The sequence below is a fragment of the Jatrophihabitans sp. genome, from assembly GCF_035474675.1.
GTDB lineage: Bacteria > Actinomycetota > Actinomycetes > Mycobacteriales > Jatrophihabitantaceae > Jatrophihabitans_A.
Map to the genome: position 1 here is coordinate 41454 of NZ_DATINC010000096.1, position 16594 is coordinate 58047.

Below are 16594 nucleotides of genomic sequence, written 5' to 3' on the forward strand. Positions count from 1 at the left end.
AGGCACCTCATGTCCAGCACCCTCACTCTCACGCAGACGATCGCCCGGCTGGTCGCGCACGCTTCGGCCGGCTCGATCAGTGAGGAGCAGGCGGCCCGTCCGGGCACCAACCTGAGCGAGCTGGGACTGTCGTCGCTGGACTACCTCAAGCTCATCGATGCGGTCGAGCTCGAACTGGGCGTCTTCATCGACCTCGAGGGCGACCTGGCGTTCATGACGTCGGTGCAAGGGATTGCCGACTATGTCAGCGCCCAGCGAGCACTCTGACCGGCGGCCGGTCATGCGGATCGGAATCATCGGCAGCCGCGGCCGGCTCGGCAGCGCACTGGCCGCCGCCTGCCAGGACGCCGGGGTGCCGGTGGTTGCCGAGCTCGACCGCACCGGGCTGGTCGAATCGGCCGTGCCCAGCGTGGTGTTCGATGCCAGCTCGGCCGCGATGTTGCGATGCACCCTGCAACTGGTGGACCGGTGGCAGGCCGCGTTGATCTACTGCGTGTCGGTGCTTCCTGCCGAACACCGCCGGTTGCTGGAGCGGTTGGCCGAACGACTGCCGGTCGTCCTGGCCACGAACCTGTCACCCGGCCACTGGCTGCAGACCAGGCTCACCAGGCAACTGGCCGTGCTGGCCAAGCAGTGTGACCTCGCGGCGACCGCCGCGGTGTACGAGCGGCATCCGAGGACCAAGCGTGACCGTCCCAGTGCCAGCGCCGTGGAGTTGGCCGCGGCCTGGCAGGACCACGCACCGACCGCCGTCAGCGAGGTGGTCGGCCTCCGGTACGGCCCGGCGGTCAGCGACCACCGGGTACAGCTGGATCTCGCGGGCGAATCGCTGAGCATCGCTCACGAGGTCACCAACCTTTGCGCCGCGGCGCAAGGCGGTCTGCTGCTGGCCGGCCGGGCGCACGAACTGCCCGCCGGCCTGGTCACCTCTGGCGAGGTGTTCGACGAGGTGTTCGGAGGGTGGGCACGATGACGGTAACAGTGCTGGGAACAAGCTCGATGCTCTCGCCGGCCGAGAGCGCGCTGGTCACCCAGGTCGCGATCGGTTCCCGATCGCTGTCGCTGGGTGGCCATGACGACTTCAACCAGGGGCAGGTCTCGGCCCGGCTGCCCGGCGCGCAGGATTTCTTCATCAAGGCCGCGGTAACCGGTTTCGACGAATGTTCGCCTGCGGATGTGCTGCGTGCCCAGGTGGATCCGGAGGCCGAGCGGCATCCGATGCTGCCGCCGGAACTGGTTCTGCACCAGGCGATCTACGCGGCCCGGCCCGACGTCAACGCGATCGTGCACAGCCACGCCCCCAACACCCTGGTGTTCGGGGCGACAGATCTGGAGCTGCGAGCGGTGTCCCATGACGGGGCGATGTTCGTCGGCCGGCTGCCGAGATTCACCCTGACCAGCAACACTATCGTCAATCTCGCGGACGCCCGGGCGGTGGCGCTCGCGCTGGATGACGCGTCCGCGGTCCTGCTGCGCAACCATGGCGGCCTCACCGCAGGCAGGTCGGTCCGGCATGCGGTCGTCTTCGCCCACCTGCTAGAACGCGCGACCAGGTTGCAGTTGCTAGCCGAATCCGTTCCCGGCAGCTACCACTCCTCCGACGCGGCCGACATCGCGGCCAAGCGGGAGTTCAACTTCGCGGACCTGTCACTGCGCTCCTACTGGAACCACTGCGTCGGCCAGGTACGCCGCCGCTGGCCGGAGGTCGCCGAATGGTCGTCCGGGCCGGCTATGGCCAGCCGCTGACAGGCCGCCGTCGGCTGGTTGCCGGGGCGAGCCCCGATCCGGATGGGAGATGCATGTCGGAGCCGAGGCCTCATCAGGCGGCACATCCCGGCGAATGCCCGCCGACCCGGGCATGGGGTTCGTTGACCTTTGCGGCCGCCAGGCTGGCGACCGGGCGCGGCCCCGATTCGGCGACCGTCGTGCTCAGGCCGGTGCCGTCGGCCTTGCCGCCGGGGACGGCAGTGAGAGAACTCCTCGCTGCCAGCAGGGAGTTCTTCGGCGACCAGGTGCCGCTGGATGACCCCACGGGCCTGGGCGGTAGCGAGTCCAAGGCCGAACTGGTAGCCCGAACGCGTGCGCTGTGCGCCGGCCGTGGCCGACCTGTCGCGCTGGGGTTCGGTGCGGCGGGCGGCGTCCAGTACCTGGGCGCCGCACTGGAGCATGGCCGGTTCGACGCAACGGCCGGTTCCCTGTTCGGCGAGGCTCTCGCCACCTGGTTGCAGGGCGGGCAGCCGGGCCGTCCGGTTCCCGGGCCGACCACTGACTCGGCGGTGATATCGGAGCGGTCGGTGGGCGCCTGGCGGCGCGCGCTGGACGTTGCCGGCGGCATTGCCCGGTGCGACCCGCCGGCATCGGCTCCGTGCGGCGCCTATCTGCGCCTGCCGCGCCAGGCCGGCCGATCGGCCGAGCCTGCTGGCGGCCGGCGGGATGGCCTCGCGCCGGTACTCGATGCCATCGGGCAGGCCTTCGGGCGAGGCCGCCGGGACGGCCCGCGGCTGGTCGGGGTCACCGGATCGAACCGGCAGTATCCGGATCTGGCGAGCTTTGCCGGAATGGCGGCCCAACCAGGCCCGATCGTCCTGGACGATGCCGTCACCAGCCCGGCGTCGCCACGCAGAGGTCGGTACGACCTGCTGCACCGGCGGTTGCTGATCGCGCTCCGGTCGGCTCGCTGGTGTCCGAACTGCCTCGACGCGGAGTTCGGCCGGTTCGATGCCACCTTGTGCGGGTTCTTCACCGAGACCCTCATCGTCAATGACACGCGCCGACTCGATCTCGAGCTGGCGGATGTGCTCGACCGGGTGCCGGCTCGTCAGCCGATCGAGTTGGCGGACTGGCCTTTCCACCCGGGCGGCTCGGCGTTCGCGCTGGCCACGGATACGGCTGGTGACTCGATCCTCGCGCTGCGTTCGTCGTCGCAGGCGCTGTCGGGCATCGAACCCGCCGATTTCCTGATGGCTGTTCGCGCGAACCTGACCTGTGATTAGGCCTGCTCAGGACGCTGTTCCCAGGGCCGGCCACGCGCGCCGCACCCGGCGGCGGCAGCTGCCAGCCCAGCGCTGGGACGAGTGTCGGAATGCTGGAATTCCCGGCTGCGTAAATGCCGCAATGAGAGTACGGTCTTGCTATTCGTGTGATGGGGATCACATGCCGCCCGTCAGATCAATCGATTCGACCCCAGCCCTGGGTGGGCCGCCGCCGGACCGGTGAGTGTGCGGCCGTGCTACCCGGGGTGGTGGGCTGAATGCGAGCGTCCGAGGCTCGGCACAGGCAACTGCTCCTTGTGCGCGGGCTCGTCCAGGGCGTCGGTTTCCGCCCGTTCGTCTACGCGCTGGCCCGCGAATGCGGCCTGAGCGGCGAGGTCGGCAACACCGGCGACGGGGTGCTGATCGAGATCGAGGGGCCCGGTAGTGCGATAACCGGATTCGCCGGGCTGCTGCTCACCCGGGCCCCGCCGCTGGCCCGCATCGACGACATCGGCACCGTCGAGATCCCCAGCCGCGGCGGCACCGACTTCGTCATCCGGGACTCGCAGCCAACCGCCGGTCGGACGCTGGTCTCACCCGATGTGGCCACCTGCGCCGACTGCCTGGACGAGCTGGGTGACCCGGCGAACCGGCGTTACCGGCATCCTTTCATCAGCTGTACCAACTGCGGACCGCGATTCACCATCGTCACCGCGCTGCCCTATGACCGGCCCGGCACCACGATGGCTGAGCTGCCGCTGTGCGGCAGCTGCGCGGCCGAGTACGCAGATCCTTCCGACCGTCGATTCCATGCCCAGACCGTCGCGTGTCCGGACTGCGGCCCGACCCTGACTCTGCACCGCCCGCTCGAACCGGCGCAGCGGGGCGGGGCGGCGATCAGCGAGACCCGGCGGCTGCTGGCGGCCGGGGCGATCGTCGCCGTCAAGGGACTGGGCGGCTATCACCTCGCCTGCGACGCCACCGACGAGCCCACGGTGGCTACGCTGCGTAAACGCAAAGACCGCGGCGACAAGCCGTTCGCCGTGATGGTGGCCGACCTCGACACCGCCCGACAGATCGCGGAGCTGTCCGCGGGCGAGGCTGCGCTGCTCACCGACCCCAGGCGCCCGGTGGTGCTGCTGACCAGGAGAGCCGGCTCCGACCCGGCGCTGGCCGCCTCGGTCGCTCCAGGCCGCCGCGACGTGGGAGTGATGCTGGCCTACACGCCGGTGCACCACCTGCTGTTCGGCCTGCCGGGGGACGCGCCCGGCCCGCGGATGCTGGTGATGACGAGCGGCAACCTGGCCGGTGAGCCGATCGCGTTCGACGACCAGCAGGCGCGGACCCGGCTGGCGGGCCTGGCCGATGCCTGGCTCGGCCATGACCGCCGGATCCAGGTGCCCTGTGACGACTCGGTGGTGCGGGTCGCCGCCGGCGTCGAGCTGCCGGTGCGCCGCTCCCGCGGCTATGCGCCGCTGCCGGTGGCCCTGCCGCTGCCGGTACGACCCGCGCTGGCCGTCGGCGGCGACCTCAAGAACACCTTCTGCGTTGCCGACGGCGGCTATGCCTGGCTGTCGGCGCACGTCGGCGACATGGACGACCTGGCGACGCTGCAGGCGTTCGAACGGGCCACCACCCAGCTGCAGGCGATCACCGGCGTCCGGCCGGAGCTGATCGTGGCCGACCGCCACCCCGGCTATCGCAGCTCCGCCTGGGCGGCGAAGGCAGCGGACCGCCTGGCAGCGAGCGGCACTGCAGGGGACGGCTCAGCGCTGCGGCGGGTTCAACACCACCATGCGCACATCGCGTCGGCGATGGCCGAGAACGGCCATGACGGCGCCGAACCGGTGATCGGCTTCGCCTTCGACGGCACCGGCTACGGAGCGGACGGCGCGGTGTGGGGCGGTGAGGTGCTGATCGCCGACTACGACGATTACCAGCGCGCGACGCACCTGCGCTACAGCTGGCTACCCGGCGGCGACGCCGGCGTGCGCAACCCGTGCCGGATGGCGCTGTCGCACCTGCATTCGGCCGGCGTCGAGTGGGATCCGGCCCTCCCCAGCGTCACCGCCTGCTCGCCCGCCGAGCGCTCGGTGCTGGCGCGGCAACTGCAGACCGGCCTGGGATGCAGCAGGACCTCCAGCATGGGACGGCTGTTCGACGCGGTGTCGTCGCTGGCCGGGGTATGCCACCGGGTGGCCTACGAGGCCGAGGCGGCAATGCTCTTCGAGGCACTGGCGGGCGAGGCGATCTCCGGTTGCGACCGTCGCTACGCGTTCGGACTGACCGGCGACGACGGCACTCTCCAGGCCGATCCTCGGCCGGTGATCGCCGCGGTCGCCGCCGACGTGCTGGCCGGTACCGGCGCACCGCTGATCGCCGCCCGCTTTCACCTCGCCGTCGTCGACCTGGTGGCAGGCCTTGCCGCCGCGCTCCGGGCCCGCACCGGCCTGGCCACGGTGGCGCTGTCCGGCGGGGTCTTCCTCAACGTCGTGCTGACCTCGTTGTGCGTGCAACGCCTGCAGGACAACGGCTTTCGGGTACTGCGGCACCGCCTGGTGCCACCCAGCGATGCCGGCCTGGCGCTCGGCCAGATCGCCATCGCGGCCCGGATTCGGGCGTCGAGTGCCTCAGCCACCAAGTCCAGCACATCACTCACCAAGTAGAGGAGAGATGTCATGTGTTTAGCGGTTCCGGGCAAGGTTCTCGAGGTGTGGGACTCCGACGGCACCCGGATGGCGAACGTCGACTTCGGGGGGGTGCTCAAGGACGTCTGCCTCGAATTCGTCCCTGACATCGCGATCGGTGACTACGCCATCGTGCATGTCGGCTTTGCGCTGCAGCGACTGGATGAGAAGTCGGCTCGGGAAACACTTGCGCTGTTCGAGCGGATGGGGGAGATGGAAATGGAATTCGGCGATCCGTGGGCCCGGGCGGCCAAGGAGTCCGGTCTGCACCCGGGCGAGGTGACCCCGTGAAGTACCTCGACGAGTTCAACGACCCCGCACTCGCCAAGCGGCTGATCGACGACATCGCGGCCACCGTGACCCGGCCGTGGGCGATCATGGAGGTCTGTGGCGGGCAGACCCACTCCATCATCCGCAACGGCATCGACCAGCTCATCCCCGATCAGATCGAGATGATCCACGGTCCCGGCTGCCCGGTCTGCGTGACGCCGCTGGAGCTGATCGACAAGGCGCTGGCGATCGCCGCCCGGCCGGACGTGATCTTCTGCTCGTTCGGCGACATGCTCCGGGTGCCGGGTAGCGGGCGCGACCTGTTCCGCATCAAGAGCGAGGGCGGCGATATCCGGGTGGTGTACTCGCCACTGGACGCGCTCAAGATCGCCCGCGAGAACCCCGACCGCGAGGTCGTCTTCTTCGGCATCGGGTTCGAGACCACCGCACCGCCCAACGCGATGACGGTGTACCAGGCAGCCCGGCTAGGGATTCCGAACTTCAGCATGCTGGTCTCGCACGTGCGGGTGCCGCCGGCCATCGAGGCGATCATGCAGTCGCCGACCTGCCGGGTGCAGGCCTTCCTGGCGGCCGGGCACGTCTGCAGCGTGATGGGCACCGCGGAGTACCCGTCGCTGGTCGAGAGGTTCGCGGTGCCGATCGTGGTCACCGGCTTCGAGCCGCTGGACATCCTGGAAGGGATCCGGCGGACCGTGCACCAACTGGAAGCCGGCACCGCGTTCCTGGAGAACGCCTACCCGCGCGCCGCGCCGGCTGACGGCAACCCGGCGGCCCGCCGGCTGCTCGCTGATGTCTTCGAGGTGACCGACCGCGGCTGGCGCGGCATCGGGGTGATTCCGGACAGCGGCTGGCGGCTGTCGGCCAAGTACCGCAGCTTCGATGCCGAATACCGTTTCCAGGTCGGCGACATCAGCACCGAGGAGTCCGCTGTCTGCCGCAGTGGTGAGGTGCTGCAGGGCTTCATCAAGCCGCACGAGTGCTCGGCGTTCGGCACGCTGTGCACGCCGCGCAACCCGTTGGGCGCCACCATGGTCTCCAGCGAGGGCGCGTGCGCCGCCTACTACCTGTACCGGCGCCTGGAAGGGGTTCCGACGCCCGACGGCCGACAGGTGGTGGGTTCGATTGGCTGAGGCGACGCACTCGCTTGATTTCGACGGCTGGGCGTGCCCGGTCCCGCTGCGGGACAGCCCCACGGTGGTCATGGGGCACGGCGGCGGCGGCCGGATGTCGGCCGAGCTCATCGAGCACCTGTTCGTGCCGGCGTTCGGCAACCAAGCCGACGCCGGTACGAGCGACTGCGCGGTCTTCGAGCTGGGTGGCGCGCGGCTGGCGTTCTCCACCGACACGTTCGTGGTGCGGCCGTTGTTCTTTCCGGGCGGCTCGATAGGGCACCTGGCGGTGAACGGCACGGTGAACGACCTGGCGATGAGCGGCGCGGTGCCGAGCCACCTGTCCTGCGGCTTCATCCTCGAAGAGGGCACCGACCTGAACGTGATCGGGCGGATCGCGCAGGACATGGGGACGGCGGCCCGCGACGCAGGGGTGTCCGTGGTCACCGGCGACACCAAGGTGGTCGACGTCGGCCATGGCGACCAGGTCTATGTCAACACCGCCGGGGTCGGCCTGATCCCGGCCGGGGTGGACATCCGGCCGCAGCGGGCTGCGGTCGGCGACGTCATCATCGTCAGTGGGGCGATCGGCGTACACGGGATCGCGATCATGAGCGTGCGGGAGGGGCTGGAGTTCGGCACCGAGATCCGCACCGACAGCGCGGCACTGCACCCGCTGGTTGCGGCGATGCTTGCCGTCACGAAGGATCTGCACGTCCTGCGCGATCCCACCCGGGGCGGCCTGGCCACCTCGCTCAACGAGATCGCCTCGACCGCGGGAGTAGGCGTGCGGCTGGTCGACAAGGCGATTCCGGTGCCCGCCGAGGTCGGCAACGCCTGCGCGCTGCTAGGCCTGGACCCGATGTACGTGGCGAACGAGGGAAAGCTGGTGGCCTTCGTGGCGCGGGCGGACGCCGATCCGGTTCTGGCAGCGATGCGCGCGCACCCGCTGGGTGCCCAGGCGGCGATCATCGGTGAGTGCGTCGCCGAGCATGCCGGCATGGTCGTGACCAAGACGTCCTTCGGCGGCACCCGGGTGGTGGACACCCCGCTCGGCGAGCAGCTTCCGAGGATCTGCTGAACCTCGCATCGTGATCAGGGGCGGCAATGCACAAGCGGAAGGAGGTCCACCCAGGTGAGCGGAGGTAGCCGACTGTTCGCCCGTTACGCCTTCGCGCCCAATGACCTGGGCTACTGCGGACCTGCCGAGACGGCCACCCTGTTCGAGCTGGCCGTCACCGGCAACACCGACGCCGACGTCACGGCGATCGCGCAGGGCTTCTCCGGCGCCTGGCCCTACCTGGCCCTGCTCGCCGAACTGGCAGGCATCGACGATCCGCTGGACGAGCGGGTGGTGCGGGCGTACTGGACGGGCAGCGCGTTGCTGCGGAACCTCGACCAGCGGGCATTCGGCGTCAGGTTGATCGACTTCCTCGGATCGCGGGCCGGCCACTACTGGCGGCACCTGTCTGCTGACCTGTTGCCCGAGGCCACCCCGACCCACGGCTTCCACGTCTTCGGGGTCTACCCGTGGTCGCGGCTGCTGGGCGCCGCTTCCGCTCAGCCGCTGCACGTGCTGGACAGCTGCCGGATCCGGTGGGGGCAGGTCCAGGCGGTCGAGGCCGAGCAGGTCGTGGTCCGGTCCCGACGGCTGGCCTGGGACGGCTGTCAGCTGGAGCTGGCGCCACCCGCTGAGGAACGGGTCCGGCTCAGCGTCGGCGGCCGGAGCTTCGTCGACGAGCCCCGGCCCGGACAGTGGTTGGCACTGCACTGGGACTGGGTGTGTGACCGGTTGGACTCGACCGAGCAGGCCGAGCTCGAACACTGGACGGGCTGGCAGTTGGCGGCGACCAACGCGCGGTTGGCTCGCGAAAGGAAGGCAGCCGGGTGAAGTTCTTGGTGCTGTGGCGGATAGAACTGTCGTTGCTGTCCCGCGAGATGGCCCAGGCGGTCGGCCGGATGAGCGACTACGGTGCCGCCCTGGAGGACGAGGGCAAGCTGATCGCCCGCTATCACGTCGTCGGGGCCCATGGCGGCGCCTGGATCTATGACGTCGAGTCCCACGAGCGATTCGAGCAACTGCTGGCTCGGGCTCCGATCTTCAACTTCGCTCGGTATGAGATCTATCCGTTGGCGGAGATGGTGCGTCCAGCCCCTGGGGAGGGCAGATGAGTGAGGCGCGTAATCGAGGCCTGGTCGCGGCCAGGCATCTGCTGATCACGCAACGGCTGAGGGAACGCCGGGACGATCTCGGCCTGACCCAGAAGCAGATCGTGACCAGGCTGGCCCGGTGCGGGCTGCAGACCACCAACCGGGCACTGTCGAGCCTGGAGCACGGTTCGGGCCTGGACGTGGCGAAGCTGCCGGAGCTGGCCATCGCGCTGGACTGCACCGTCACCTACCTGCTCGGGCTCACTGACGACCCGCACAGCTGGCTGCCGGCCGAGTCAGCTCCCGAGCCGGTGGCTGCCCAGCCGCCAGCCGCTGCGCAGCAGGCGGTCCCGCGGCCCGGTCCGGCCCGGGCCACGCCGGCGTCCACACTCAGTGGCTCAGCCGGGCGGTCGCTGATCCTGGGCGACGTCTTTCCCGACCGCCGGCGGCGCGAATAGGCTCATCACTTCCTGAGCCTGCTCGGCCGACATCCGCTCCAGCGCGATGCCGCTGTGGACCAGGACGTGCTCACCGGACTGCAGGGGGCCGTGCAGCAGGCTGAGGTCGATCAGGCGCACCACGCCGGCGACCTCGACCTGGCCTGTCCTGCCGTCCTCGGCGACCGACACGATCCGTCCCGGCAGGCCTAGACACATGGCGTACCGCGCTCAGGCCTGGTGGGCATTGTCAGCAGCAGGCCGGTCGCCAGCAGGCTGGACATCGTCGCCACCGGGGCTGCCCATCATCTGCAGGCCGGACAGCGCCTGCTGCGCACCGGCCTCGTCGATCTGCTCGAGGGCGAAGCCCATGTGGATCAGGATCCAGTCACCGGGACAGAGGTTCGGATCCTCCAGCATCCCGAGGTTGATCGGGCGCTGCGCTCCGAGCACGTCAACCATCGCGAGCTGGCCGGCATTGCCTTCCATGATCTCCACGATCCGTCCGGGGATTCCCAAGCACATGTCAGGGCGCCAATCGCTGGCTGAGCAGGGTTCGCACGGCCTCGACCGCCAGGGGAACCGCCGCCGCCACTGCCGCGGACAGGCCGATGCCCTCCTCGACGGAGCTGGGCCGGCAGCCGACGACGTAGGTCGGCGGAAGCGTTCCGCCGAGCTGCCGCACGCTGGCCAGCACCGCGACCGGCGCCATGCCGTGCGGATCGAAGTCGTCGGCGCCGAGGTCGTCCTGGCCCACCTCGAGCACGGTGATCTCGCCGGGTTCGCCGGCGCTGGCAACGGCATCCACCAGCACCAGGGCCCGGTACCCGTCGAGCAGGTCATAGGCCAGGTGCATGCCACGGATGCCGTAGTCGACCACCTTGACGTGGTTGGGCAGGTCGCCGGCCCGGGCGAGCCGGCGCACCACCTCGGGCCCGAAACCGTCATCGCTCAGGAAGAGGTTTCCGATCCCGGCTACCAGCACGCTGTCGGCCACGTCAGGGGATGTCCTCCGCGCGCGGGGTGCCCGGCTCGTGCGAGGGTCCCACCCGGTCGTCGTCGAGGTCGGTCTCCGGCCGCTGGCTGGCGGGTTGCTCGTCCGACGGCGAGCCGGTCGCACCACCAGGCGTGTCCGCCGGCTCCGGTGCCTTTCTCTTCTCGTCGGTGACCGGGCCGGTCGCGCCACCCACCCGGGCGCCGTCCCTCACCGACTCCTCCGGGCCGCCGATGTCGGCGGACTCGTGGCGGCCTTCGTAGGGCGGCACCGTCTTGCCTGCCGTATCGACGCCCTCGGGGCCGCTCGGATCTTGCGTCATCCCTCGCCCCCTGGTGGCTCAGCCGCCGCCGGACTGCAGGTCCGGCGAGTCGGGATGTTGGGCTGACTGCGGTAGCACTCCGGTGTCTGACTTCTCCTCCGCCGAACCTTCCGGCCGGCCCACCGGGCCACCGCCCGGCTCGTCCGAGCCGGTGTCGCGGGATCCGGCCGGCCCGCGTTCTGACTGGGGCTCCTCCTGGAGCCGCTCGCCTGGCTGCTCGCTCATCGGTATCCCTCTCTGCTTCCTCAGCTGACGGCGATCACATCGAACGCATCTTGAGATAGCGCTTGATGTCCGGGATCGACTGCAGACCGACGACGGCCACGGCCGCGCCTGCGGCCAGGACGGCAAGGGCGGTCAACATGCCCAGAGCTCTCACGATCGACTCTCCTCTCGATTGGCAATTTCGGTCTCGGCGGCCATCGGCTCCAGCTCGTCGGGTGCGAAGTAGAAGTAGCGGCCGTACCACTCGTGCAGATCGCTGGCGGGATCGTCGAGCAGCACGAGCGCGACGTGCACGTTGCCGTCGACGTCGCTGAGCACCGCGCTGACCCGGGCGAGCTGCTCGGCGAAGAACAGGTCCTGCGCATCGGCGCGGCGCGACGGGTGGACCCGCACAATGCTGCCGCGCGACACCCGGACGCCATTGATCAGCACCGCGTCCACCTCGGGCTGTACGCCGGCGTCGGTCGCCGGGTCCCACCACGGCACATCACCGGTGTCGAAGCTGGGCGGCTCCAGGTCAGGCAGGTCAGCAGCAGCCGAACCCGCCACCGCCCGATGCGGGTCGCGCAGAATTCCGTGCAATTGCTGCAGGTCCGCCGCCGACATGCCGTCGCACCGGTCGATGATCGCCCGGGCCCGTGGGTCGGTGGCGCGGGCTTCGGCTTTCTCCTGCTCGGTCATCGTCATGACCCGCAGGGTGAGGATCTCGTCGATCTCGGTCGAGTCGAACAGCGCGCCCTTGCTCTGCGCCGCGATCTCGGGGTAGTCGTAGAGGATGATCGGCGCGCCGAGCAGCACGTCGGTCGAGCCCGGGGCACCGGCCAGCACCGGAAAACATCGCCGCTGCCGGCAGTGCTCGGCGGCCATGACCGCCTCGTCCGGCGGTTCGAGCAGCGAGACGAACCCGGCGTCGTGCGCTTCGATCACCAGGTGCGCGCCGATCAGCGAGACCCGGATCGCGGCGTCCTTGTCGACCGCCAGCCCGGGATGGGTGTTGGAAACCTGGACCGACAGCCGGTAGAAGCCGTCCTCGACCTCGGTGCTGGCCTGCAGCCGTGCCGTCAGCGGCCACCGGCGCCGCACGATCCGTCCGATCAGCCCGCCGGAGGAATCGGTCACCGGCTCGATGTCCTCGCCGCCGGGAAACTCCAGCGGGTACTCCGCCGCCTGATCCAACCGGATGTCGGGCAGGATGATCTCACGCTCGACCGCCTCGTCCCAGCTCAGCACGGTGCTGCCGTCGACCTCCAGCGATTCCACCGGCTGGTAGCCGCCGCCAGCGTCGAGTCGTTGGGTCTGGCGTTGCTGCAGTTGCAGGAAGCGCAGCTGGATGGTGACGGCAGCGCCCGCCTGCCGCGGCTGGAGCAGGCACTGCATCGCCAGCTGCGGGTCCTCGCCGAAGCTGGCCGCCGAGGCGTGCGGCGGGCCGAGCACGCCGAACTGCCAGCGAGCCTGGTTCTTGCCGGAGCTGGCCCGGTAGGGGTAGAGCAGGTAGCCCTCGTAGAGCACCGCGTCGGCGATCTCGCGGACCTGGTCGAGGTTCACGAGATTGCCCCGTCCGTGCTGCGTGCCAGCAGCGCCTGGACCGTCTCTTCCCAGCTCATCAGGCCGTGCCGGGCGCGGTAGTCGGCCAGTGAGCGGAGCACGTCGGAATCCAGCCGGAGCCAGCCGGTGTTCGGGAAGTACGAGGAGATCATCCCTCGCCACACCGCAACCGGCAGGTCGTAGCGGGCCTCGCAGTCCCACGGCACCTGTTGCACGCCGAAACCGTGCTCGCCCCTGGTGAACACGGTGCCCGAGAACAGCAAGGTCAGCGGCACCGGACCGGCGTCCAGGGCGTGCAGGTACCGGGAACCCACCACGTCGAAGTCGTAGGTGCACGGCAGCACCAGGTCGACCTCGGTCGCGCCGGTGAAGCCCTGCACGGTCGTGTTGCACTGCATCCACTGGAACGGCTTGAGGGTGTCGAGCCACCGCTCGCGGTCGCCGAACAGGCCGCGCAGCCCGTTCTGCTCAGACTCGTCATAGCGCCGGCGTTGCGGTTCGATGCGGACCTGGACGCGCAGCGCGATCGCGTGCACCCGCTGGCCGGTGGCCTCCTCGATGCGCAGCCGGGCGGTCAGCTGGGGCGCCGCGGCGTACGGCTCGGCGAAGATGTCGACGACGGCGAAGGTGTAGTCACTCATGGGGAAACCGCCGCGGCCGGCCGGCTGCGCCGTCGCACCATGGCGAAGAACTCGTCCATCGCCTGGTGTGCCTGCTGGCCGCCGTCGAAGCCGCGCCACAGCATCCGCAGCCTGCCCACCAGCTCGTAGCAGGCATCGATCGGGACCAGGTGGCACGAACCGTTCGGTCCGTCGGTGCGACGGACCAGCAGTGCCTCGACGTCCGGGCGCAGCACCGACAGTTCGGGATTGGCCTGCACGATCTGCTCCCAGGCCAGCAGCGGCAGCTCGGACTCGGTGGCTCCGGCAGGGCTCGGGTAGAACGCGATGGTGCGGTCCTGTACGGAGTTGCGGAACAGGAACGCCAGAACCACCGGGATCTGCAGCTCGTCCCAGGCGCGGGAGTCCAGGGTGAACTCGGCGAAGGACAGGTAGCGCTCGGGGACGGCGCGGTAGTGCAGGTCGGCAACCTCGTCGGTGAACAGCAGGTAGCAGGCCCGGCAGGTGCACATCAGCGCGCGGGACTCGAGGTTGACCACGTGGGAATGCTGGTCGGCGATCTGCCCCGCGCACATCTCGCACCGCTCGCCGGGGGCCTGCCGCGGCCGTGACCGGGTGACCCGCCGCAGGGCTGCCAGCGGGGGACGGGACCCGCCCGGCATCATGCCGAGACCACCACCGCAACGGCGACCGAGACCGAGACGCCGTCGGCCAGCAGCGGAAGCGGCTCCAGGTGCAGGGTCGCGTCGTCGAGGCAGGCGCCGGCCCGCCGGACGTCGTAGTGCGCGCGGCAGCGGGCGCAGGTGAGCACCGCATCCTCGGCGGCACCCCCGAGCCGCCGGGCCACCGTCGCGCCGGCCAGCGGCTCGCTGCAGCGCGCGCACCGATCGCGGAAGGCGAACAGCTCCGTTCCGACCCGGCAGGCCAGCACCGCCACCTGGCCGACCTGCAGCTGCGCCACCGAGCCGGAGGCCAGTCCCAGCAGGTCCGGCACGCTGTGCCAGGACGAGCCGCCGTCCGGCTCGCCGGGCGCCGCGCCGACCCGGGAGAACAGCGAGGACATCGGGATCACCGGACCGGCTGATTCCGCCGTCGGCGTCTGGACCTCGATGGTGCCGATCTCGGGTGCGGCGGCCTCGATGGCGCCCTCGACGGCGAGCTTGAGGGTGACCGAGGAGGACGGGCACCCGTCGCAGCTGCCCAGCAACCGCAACCGCACCGTCCCGTCGTCGGTCACCTCGATCAGCTCGACGTCGCCGCCGTGGCTGCCCAGGTACGGGCGCACGCTCTCCAGCGCCTGCTCGATCCGCTGCTCCACGCCGTAGGGGTGCAGGCCGTGCACCAGCAGCAGGCTCGCGACCAGGTCGTCGCCGGCGAGGGCGTCCAGGGTGGGGTCGTCGAGATGGCCGCGCTCGTGCATGATCTCGAGCACCCGTTCCAGGCCGGCGCCGTAGAGGTCGGCCACCAGCCGGACGAGCTCCTCGGCGCGCTCGCGGGCGACGATCCCGCCGGCCGAGCTGGCGTCGAGCAGGGTGTCTATCCGCTCACCCGCCGCCCGCCAGTCCGTGTCGCCAGGACCGCCCGAGCCGGTTTCTGCCGCCCACGTCACTGGACGCCGGCGGACTGGGTCGGCGAGTGCAGCAACTCCAGTTTCTTGCCGTCGCCGAGGTACATGTGCACCCCGCATGGCAGGCACGGGTCGAAGCTGCGGACGGTCCGCATGATGTCGATGCCTTTGAAGTGCTCGCGGTCGTTCTCCTCGAAGATCGGCTGGCCCTGCACGGCGTCCTCGTACGGGCCGGGCGTGCCGTAGCTGTCGCGCGGGTTGGCGTTCCACGGCGTCGGCGGGTAGGGGTGGTAGTTGGCGATCTTGCCGTCCCGGATCACCAGGTGGTGGGACAGCACGCCCCGGACGGCCTCGGTGAAGCCGCAGCCGATGCCCTCGTCCGGCACCTCGAACTTCTCCCAGGTCTTGGTCCGGCCGGCGCGGATCTCGACCAGTGCCTTCTCCGCGAAGTGCAGCGCGGCGGCTGCGGCGTAGGCCTGGAAGTAGGTGCGGGCCCGGTTGCGCTCGATGGTGTTGCTCCACTGCGGGACCTTCCACTCCAGCTCGACCGGGCCCTTGAGGGCGGTCTTGGGAAGGTTGATCTGCACGCTGTTGCCGGTGGACTTGATGTAGCCGATGTCGACCAGCCCGGCCAGTGCGGTGGCCCAGAGCCGGGCCAGCGGTCCGCCGCCGGTGTCGAGCGCGAGGTAGTCCTTGCCGTCGAACCACCGCGGCGACATCACCCAGCTGTACTTGTTGTCCAGGTCCCGCTTCTGCGGCTTGGGATTGGTGTGCTGGTTCCACGGGTGCCGGCGGTCGACCGGGTTGCCCAGCGGGTCGTTCTCGACGAACATCTCCTGGTCCTCCCAGTCGTCGTAGTACGACGAGCCGAGCAGGATCCGGATGCCGAGGTTGATCTCGACGAGGTCGGTGGTGACCAGCTTGCCGTCTACGACGATGCCGGGGGTGACGTACATCTTGCGTCCCCAGTTGGTCATGTCCCGGTACTCGAAATTGCAGTGCTCGGGGTCCTGGAAGGAGCCCCAGCAGGCGAGCAGGATGCGGCGGTTGCCGACCATCTCATAGCCCGGCAGTGCCTGGTAGAAGAAGTCGAAGAGGTCGTCGTGCATCGGCACGACCTTCTTCATGAACTCGACGTAGCGCATCAACCGGGTCAGGTAGTCGGTCATCAGCTGGATGGTGGCCACCGTGCCGACGCCCCCGGGGTAGAGCGTTGACGGGTGGACGTGGCGTCCTTCCATCAGACAGAACATCTCGCGGGTCATCCGGCTGACCTGCAGCGCCTCCCGGTAGAACTCGCCGGTGAACGGGTTGAGCGAGCGCATGATGTCGCCGATGGTCTTGTACCCGTGCGCCTCGGCGTGCGGGGCCTCGGTGCGATTGGCCTGTTCGAGCACCCGAGGGTTGGTCTCGGCAACCATCTTCTCGCAGTAGTCCACCCCGACCAGGTTCTCCTGGAAGATGTTGTGGTCGAACATGTACTCGGCGGCCTCGCCGAGGTTGACGATCCACTCACCCAGGTGCGGCGGCTTCACCCCGTAGGCCATGTTCTGCGCGTAGCACGAGCAGGTGGCGTGGTTGTCCCCGCAGATGCCGCAGATCCGGCTGGTGATGAAGTGCGCGTCGCGGGGGTCCTTGCCCTTCATGAAGATCGAGTAGCCACGGAAGATCGAG

General features: G+C 69.8%; 22 protein-coding genes. 11 read left to right on the forward strand and 11 right to left on the reverse strand.

The features are described from left to right. Window positions 1–9 precede the first annotated feature (9 nt). The 11 genes from VLJ82_RS11585 (at window position 10) to VLJ82_RS11635 (ending at window position 9668) form a co-directional block, all read left to right on the forward strand. Entirely contained in the window at window positions 10–267 is a 258-nt protein-coding gene (locus VLJ82_RS11585) for a phosphopantetheine-binding protein (RefSeq protein ID WP_408663506.1), read from the forward strand. A gap of 13 nt (window positions 268–280) precedes the next feature. Then, window positions 281–973 (forward strand): dihydrodipicolinate reductase C-terminal domain-containing protein, encoded by a 693-nt coding sequence (locus VLJ82_RS11590; RefSeq protein WP_408663507.1) that lies wholly within the window; start codon window positions 281–283, stop codon window positions 971–973. Beyond that, window positions 970–1746, forward strand: a complete 777-nt coding sequence (locus VLJ82_RS11595) for a class II aldolase/adducin family protein (RefSeq protein ID WP_408663508.1) — start codon at window positions 970–972, stop codon at window positions 1744–1746. The genes VLJ82_RS11590 and VLJ82_RS11595 overlap by 4 nt, the downstream gene beginning before the upstream one ends. 122 nt (window positions 1747–1868) lie before the next feature. Then, on the forward strand, window positions 1869–2993 hold the full coding sequence (locus VLJ82_RS11600; RefSeq protein WP_408663509.1) for a hypothetical protein: 1125 nt from the start codon (window positions 1869–1871) through the stop codon (window positions 2991–2993). 257 nt (window positions 2994–3250) lie between these two features. Then, entirely contained in the window at window positions 3251–5638 is a 2388-nt protein-coding gene (gene hypF, locus VLJ82_RS11605; RefSeq protein ID WP_408663510.1) for a carbamoyltransferase HypF, read from the forward strand. Window positions 5639–5650: 12 nt separating this feature from the next. Continuing rightward, entirely contained in the window at window positions 5651–5950 is a 300-nt protein-coding gene (locus VLJ82_RS11610; protein ID WP_408663511.1) for a HypC/HybG/HupF family hydrogenase formation chaperone, read from the forward strand. Beyond that, window positions 5947–7080: a hydrogenase formation protein HypD gene (hypD, locus tag VLJ82_RS11615; RefSeq protein WP_408663512.1), complete on the forward strand. Its 1134-nt coding sequence runs from the start codon at window positions 5947–5949 to the stop codon at window positions 7078–7080. Before VLJ82_RS11610 ends, hypD begins: the two co-directional genes overlap by 4 nt. Further along, window positions 7073–8140, forward strand: a complete 1068-nt coding sequence (gene hypE, locus VLJ82_RS11620; RefSeq protein ID WP_408663513.1) for a hydrogenase expression/formation protein HypE — start codon at window positions 7073–7075, stop codon at window positions 8138–8140. The genes hypD and hypE overlap by 8 nt, the downstream gene beginning before the upstream one ends. Window positions 8141–8194: 54 nt before the next feature. Beyond that, window positions 8195–8950 (forward strand): DUF6390 family protein, encoded by a 756-nt coding sequence (locus VLJ82_RS11625; protein WP_408663514.1) that lies wholly within the window; start codon window positions 8195–8197, stop codon window positions 8948–8950. Next, complete coding sequence (locus VLJ82_RS11630; protein ID WP_408663515.1) at window positions 8947–9231, forward strand: muconolactone Delta-isomerase family protein; 285 nt, start codon at window positions 8947–8949, stop codon at window positions 9229–9231. The genes VLJ82_RS11625 and VLJ82_RS11630 overlap by 4 nt, the downstream gene beginning before the upstream one ends. Continuing rightward, window positions 9228–9668, forward strand: coding sequence for a helix-turn-helix domain-containing protein (locus VLJ82_RS11635; RefSeq protein ID WP_408663516.1), 441 nt, complete (start codon window positions 9228–9230; stop codon window positions 9666–9668). Before VLJ82_RS11630 ends, VLJ82_RS11635 begins: the two co-directional genes overlap by 4 nt. Here VLJ82_RS11635 and VLJ82_RS11640 read toward each other — a convergent pair. The 11 genes from VLJ82_RS11640 to VLJ82_RS11690 form a co-directional block, all read right to left on the reverse strand. Continuing rightward, window positions 9609–9839 carry a HypC/HybG/HupF family hydrogenase formation chaperone gene (locus VLJ82_RS11640; RefSeq protein WP_408663517.1) on the reverse strand — a complete coding sequence of 77 codons (231 nt, stop codon included), beginning with the start codon at window positions 9837–9839 and terminating at the stop codon, window positions 9609–9611. The genes VLJ82_RS11635 and VLJ82_RS11640 overlap by 60 nt on opposite strands. A gap of 39 nt (window positions 9840–9878) precedes the next feature. Further along, window positions 9879–10172 (reverse strand): HypC/HybG/HupF family hydrogenase formation chaperone, encoded by a 294-nt coding sequence (locus VLJ82_RS11645; protein ID WP_408663518.1) that lies wholly within the window; start codon window positions 10170–10172, stop codon window positions 9879–9881. A 1-nt stretch (window position 10173) separates the two neighbouring features. Then, window positions 10174–10644 carry a hydrogenase maturation protease gene (locus tag VLJ82_RS11650; RefSeq protein WP_408663519.1) on the reverse strand — a complete coding sequence of 157 codons (471 nt, stop codon included), beginning with the start codon at window positions 10642–10644 and terminating at the stop codon, window positions 10174–10176. 1 nt (window position 10645) lies between these two features. Next, window positions 10646–10963: a hypothetical protein gene (locus VLJ82_RS11655; RefSeq protein ID WP_408663520.1), complete on the reverse strand. Its 318-nt coding sequence runs from the start codon at window positions 10961–10963 to the stop codon at window positions 10646–10648. Between the two features lie 18 nt (window positions 10964–10981). Then, window positions 10982–11188, reverse strand: coding sequence for a hypothetical protein (locus VLJ82_RS11660; protein ID WP_408663521.1), 207 nt, complete (start codon window positions 11186–11188; stop codon window positions 10982–10984). 34 nt (window positions 11189–11222) lie between these two features. After that, the gene (locus VLJ82_RS11665; RefSeq protein ID WP_408663522.1) at window positions 11223–11342 is read right to left on the reverse strand and encodes a DUF6893 family small protein; all 120 of its coding nucleotides are present in this window, start codon (window positions 11340–11342) and stop codon (window positions 11223–11225) included. Beyond that, on the reverse strand, window positions 11339–12733 hold the full coding sequence (locus tag VLJ82_RS11670; protein ID WP_408663523.1) for a hypothetical protein: 1395 nt from the start codon (window positions 12731–12733) through the stop codon (window positions 11339–11341). The genes VLJ82_RS11665 and VLJ82_RS11670 overlap by 4 nt, the downstream gene beginning before the upstream one ends. After that, a complete protein-coding gene (locus VLJ82_RS11675; protein WP_408663524.1) occupies window positions 12730–13374 on the reverse strand; it encodes a DUF6084 family protein in 645 nt (214 codons plus the stop codon). Before VLJ82_RS11675 ends, VLJ82_RS11670 begins: the two co-directional genes overlap by 4 nt. Further along, on the reverse strand, window positions 13371–14018 hold the full coding sequence (locus VLJ82_RS11680) for a DUF5947 family protein (protein WP_408663525.1): 648 nt from the start codon (window positions 14016–14018) through the stop codon (window positions 13371–13373). Before VLJ82_RS11680 ends, VLJ82_RS11675 begins: the two co-directional genes overlap by 4 nt. Beyond that, entirely contained in the window at window positions 14015–14962 is a 948-nt protein-coding gene (locus VLJ82_RS11685; protein ID WP_408663526.1) for a NifU family protein, read from the reverse strand. Before VLJ82_RS11685 ends, VLJ82_RS11680 begins: the two co-directional genes overlap by 4 nt. After that, the coding region (locus VLJ82_RS11690; protein ID WP_408663527.1) for a nickel-dependent hydrogenase large subunit at window positions 14959–16594 on the reverse strand (1636 nt) is incomplete at its 5' end. The genes VLJ82_RS11685 and VLJ82_RS11690, both read right to left, overlap by 4 nt.

What these genes read in the sequence shown, in the direction of transcription:
- VLJ82_RS11585 (WP_408663506.1), top strand. Translation starts at nt 10, where the DNA reads ATGTCCAGCACCCTCACTCTCACGCAGACGATCGCCCGGCTGGTCGCG.
- VLJ82_RS11590 (WP_408663507.1), top strand. Translation starts at nt 281, where the DNA reads ATGCGGATCGGAATCATCGGCAGCCGCGGCCGGCTCGGCAGCGCACTG.
- VLJ82_RS11655 (WP_408663520.1), bottom strand. Translation starts at nt 10,963, where the DNA reads ATGACGCAAGATCCGAGCGGCCCCGAGGGCGTCGATACGGCAGGCAAG.
- VLJ82_RS11595 (WP_408663508.1), top strand. Translation starts at nt 970, where the DNA reads ATGACGGTAACAGTGCTGGGAACAAGCTCGATGCTCTCGCCGGCCGAG.
- VLJ82_RS11610 (WP_408663511.1), top strand. Translation starts at nt 5,651, where the DNA reads ATGTGTTTAGCGGTTCCGGGCAAGGTTCTCGAGGTGTGGGACTCCGAC.
- VLJ82_RS11635 (WP_408663516.1), top strand. Translation starts at nt 9,228, where the DNA reads ATGAGTGAGGCGCGTAATCGAGGCCTGGTCGCGGCCAGGCATCTGCTG.
- VLJ82_RS11660 (WP_408663521.1), bottom strand. Translation starts at nt 11,188, where the DNA reads ATGAGCGAGCAGCCAGGCGAGCGGCTCCAGGAGGAGCCCCAGTCAGAA.
- VLJ82_RS11675 (WP_408663524.1), bottom strand. Translation starts at nt 13,374, where the DNA reads ATGAGTGACTACACCTTCGCCGTCGTCGACATCTTCGCCGAGCCGTAC.
- hypF (WP_408663510.1), top strand. Translation starts at nt 3,251, where the DNA reads ATGCGAGCGTCCGAGGCTCGGCACAGGCAACTGCTCCTTGTGCGCGGG.
- VLJ82_RS11645 (WP_408663518.1), bottom strand. Translation starts at nt 10,172, where the DNA reads ATGTGCTTGGGAATCCCCGGACGGATCGTGGAGATCATGGAAGGCAAT.
- VLJ82_RS11680 (WP_408663525.1), bottom strand. Translation starts at nt 14,018, where the DNA reads ATGATGCCGGGCGGGTCCCGTCCCCCGCTGGCAGCCCTGCGGCGGGTC.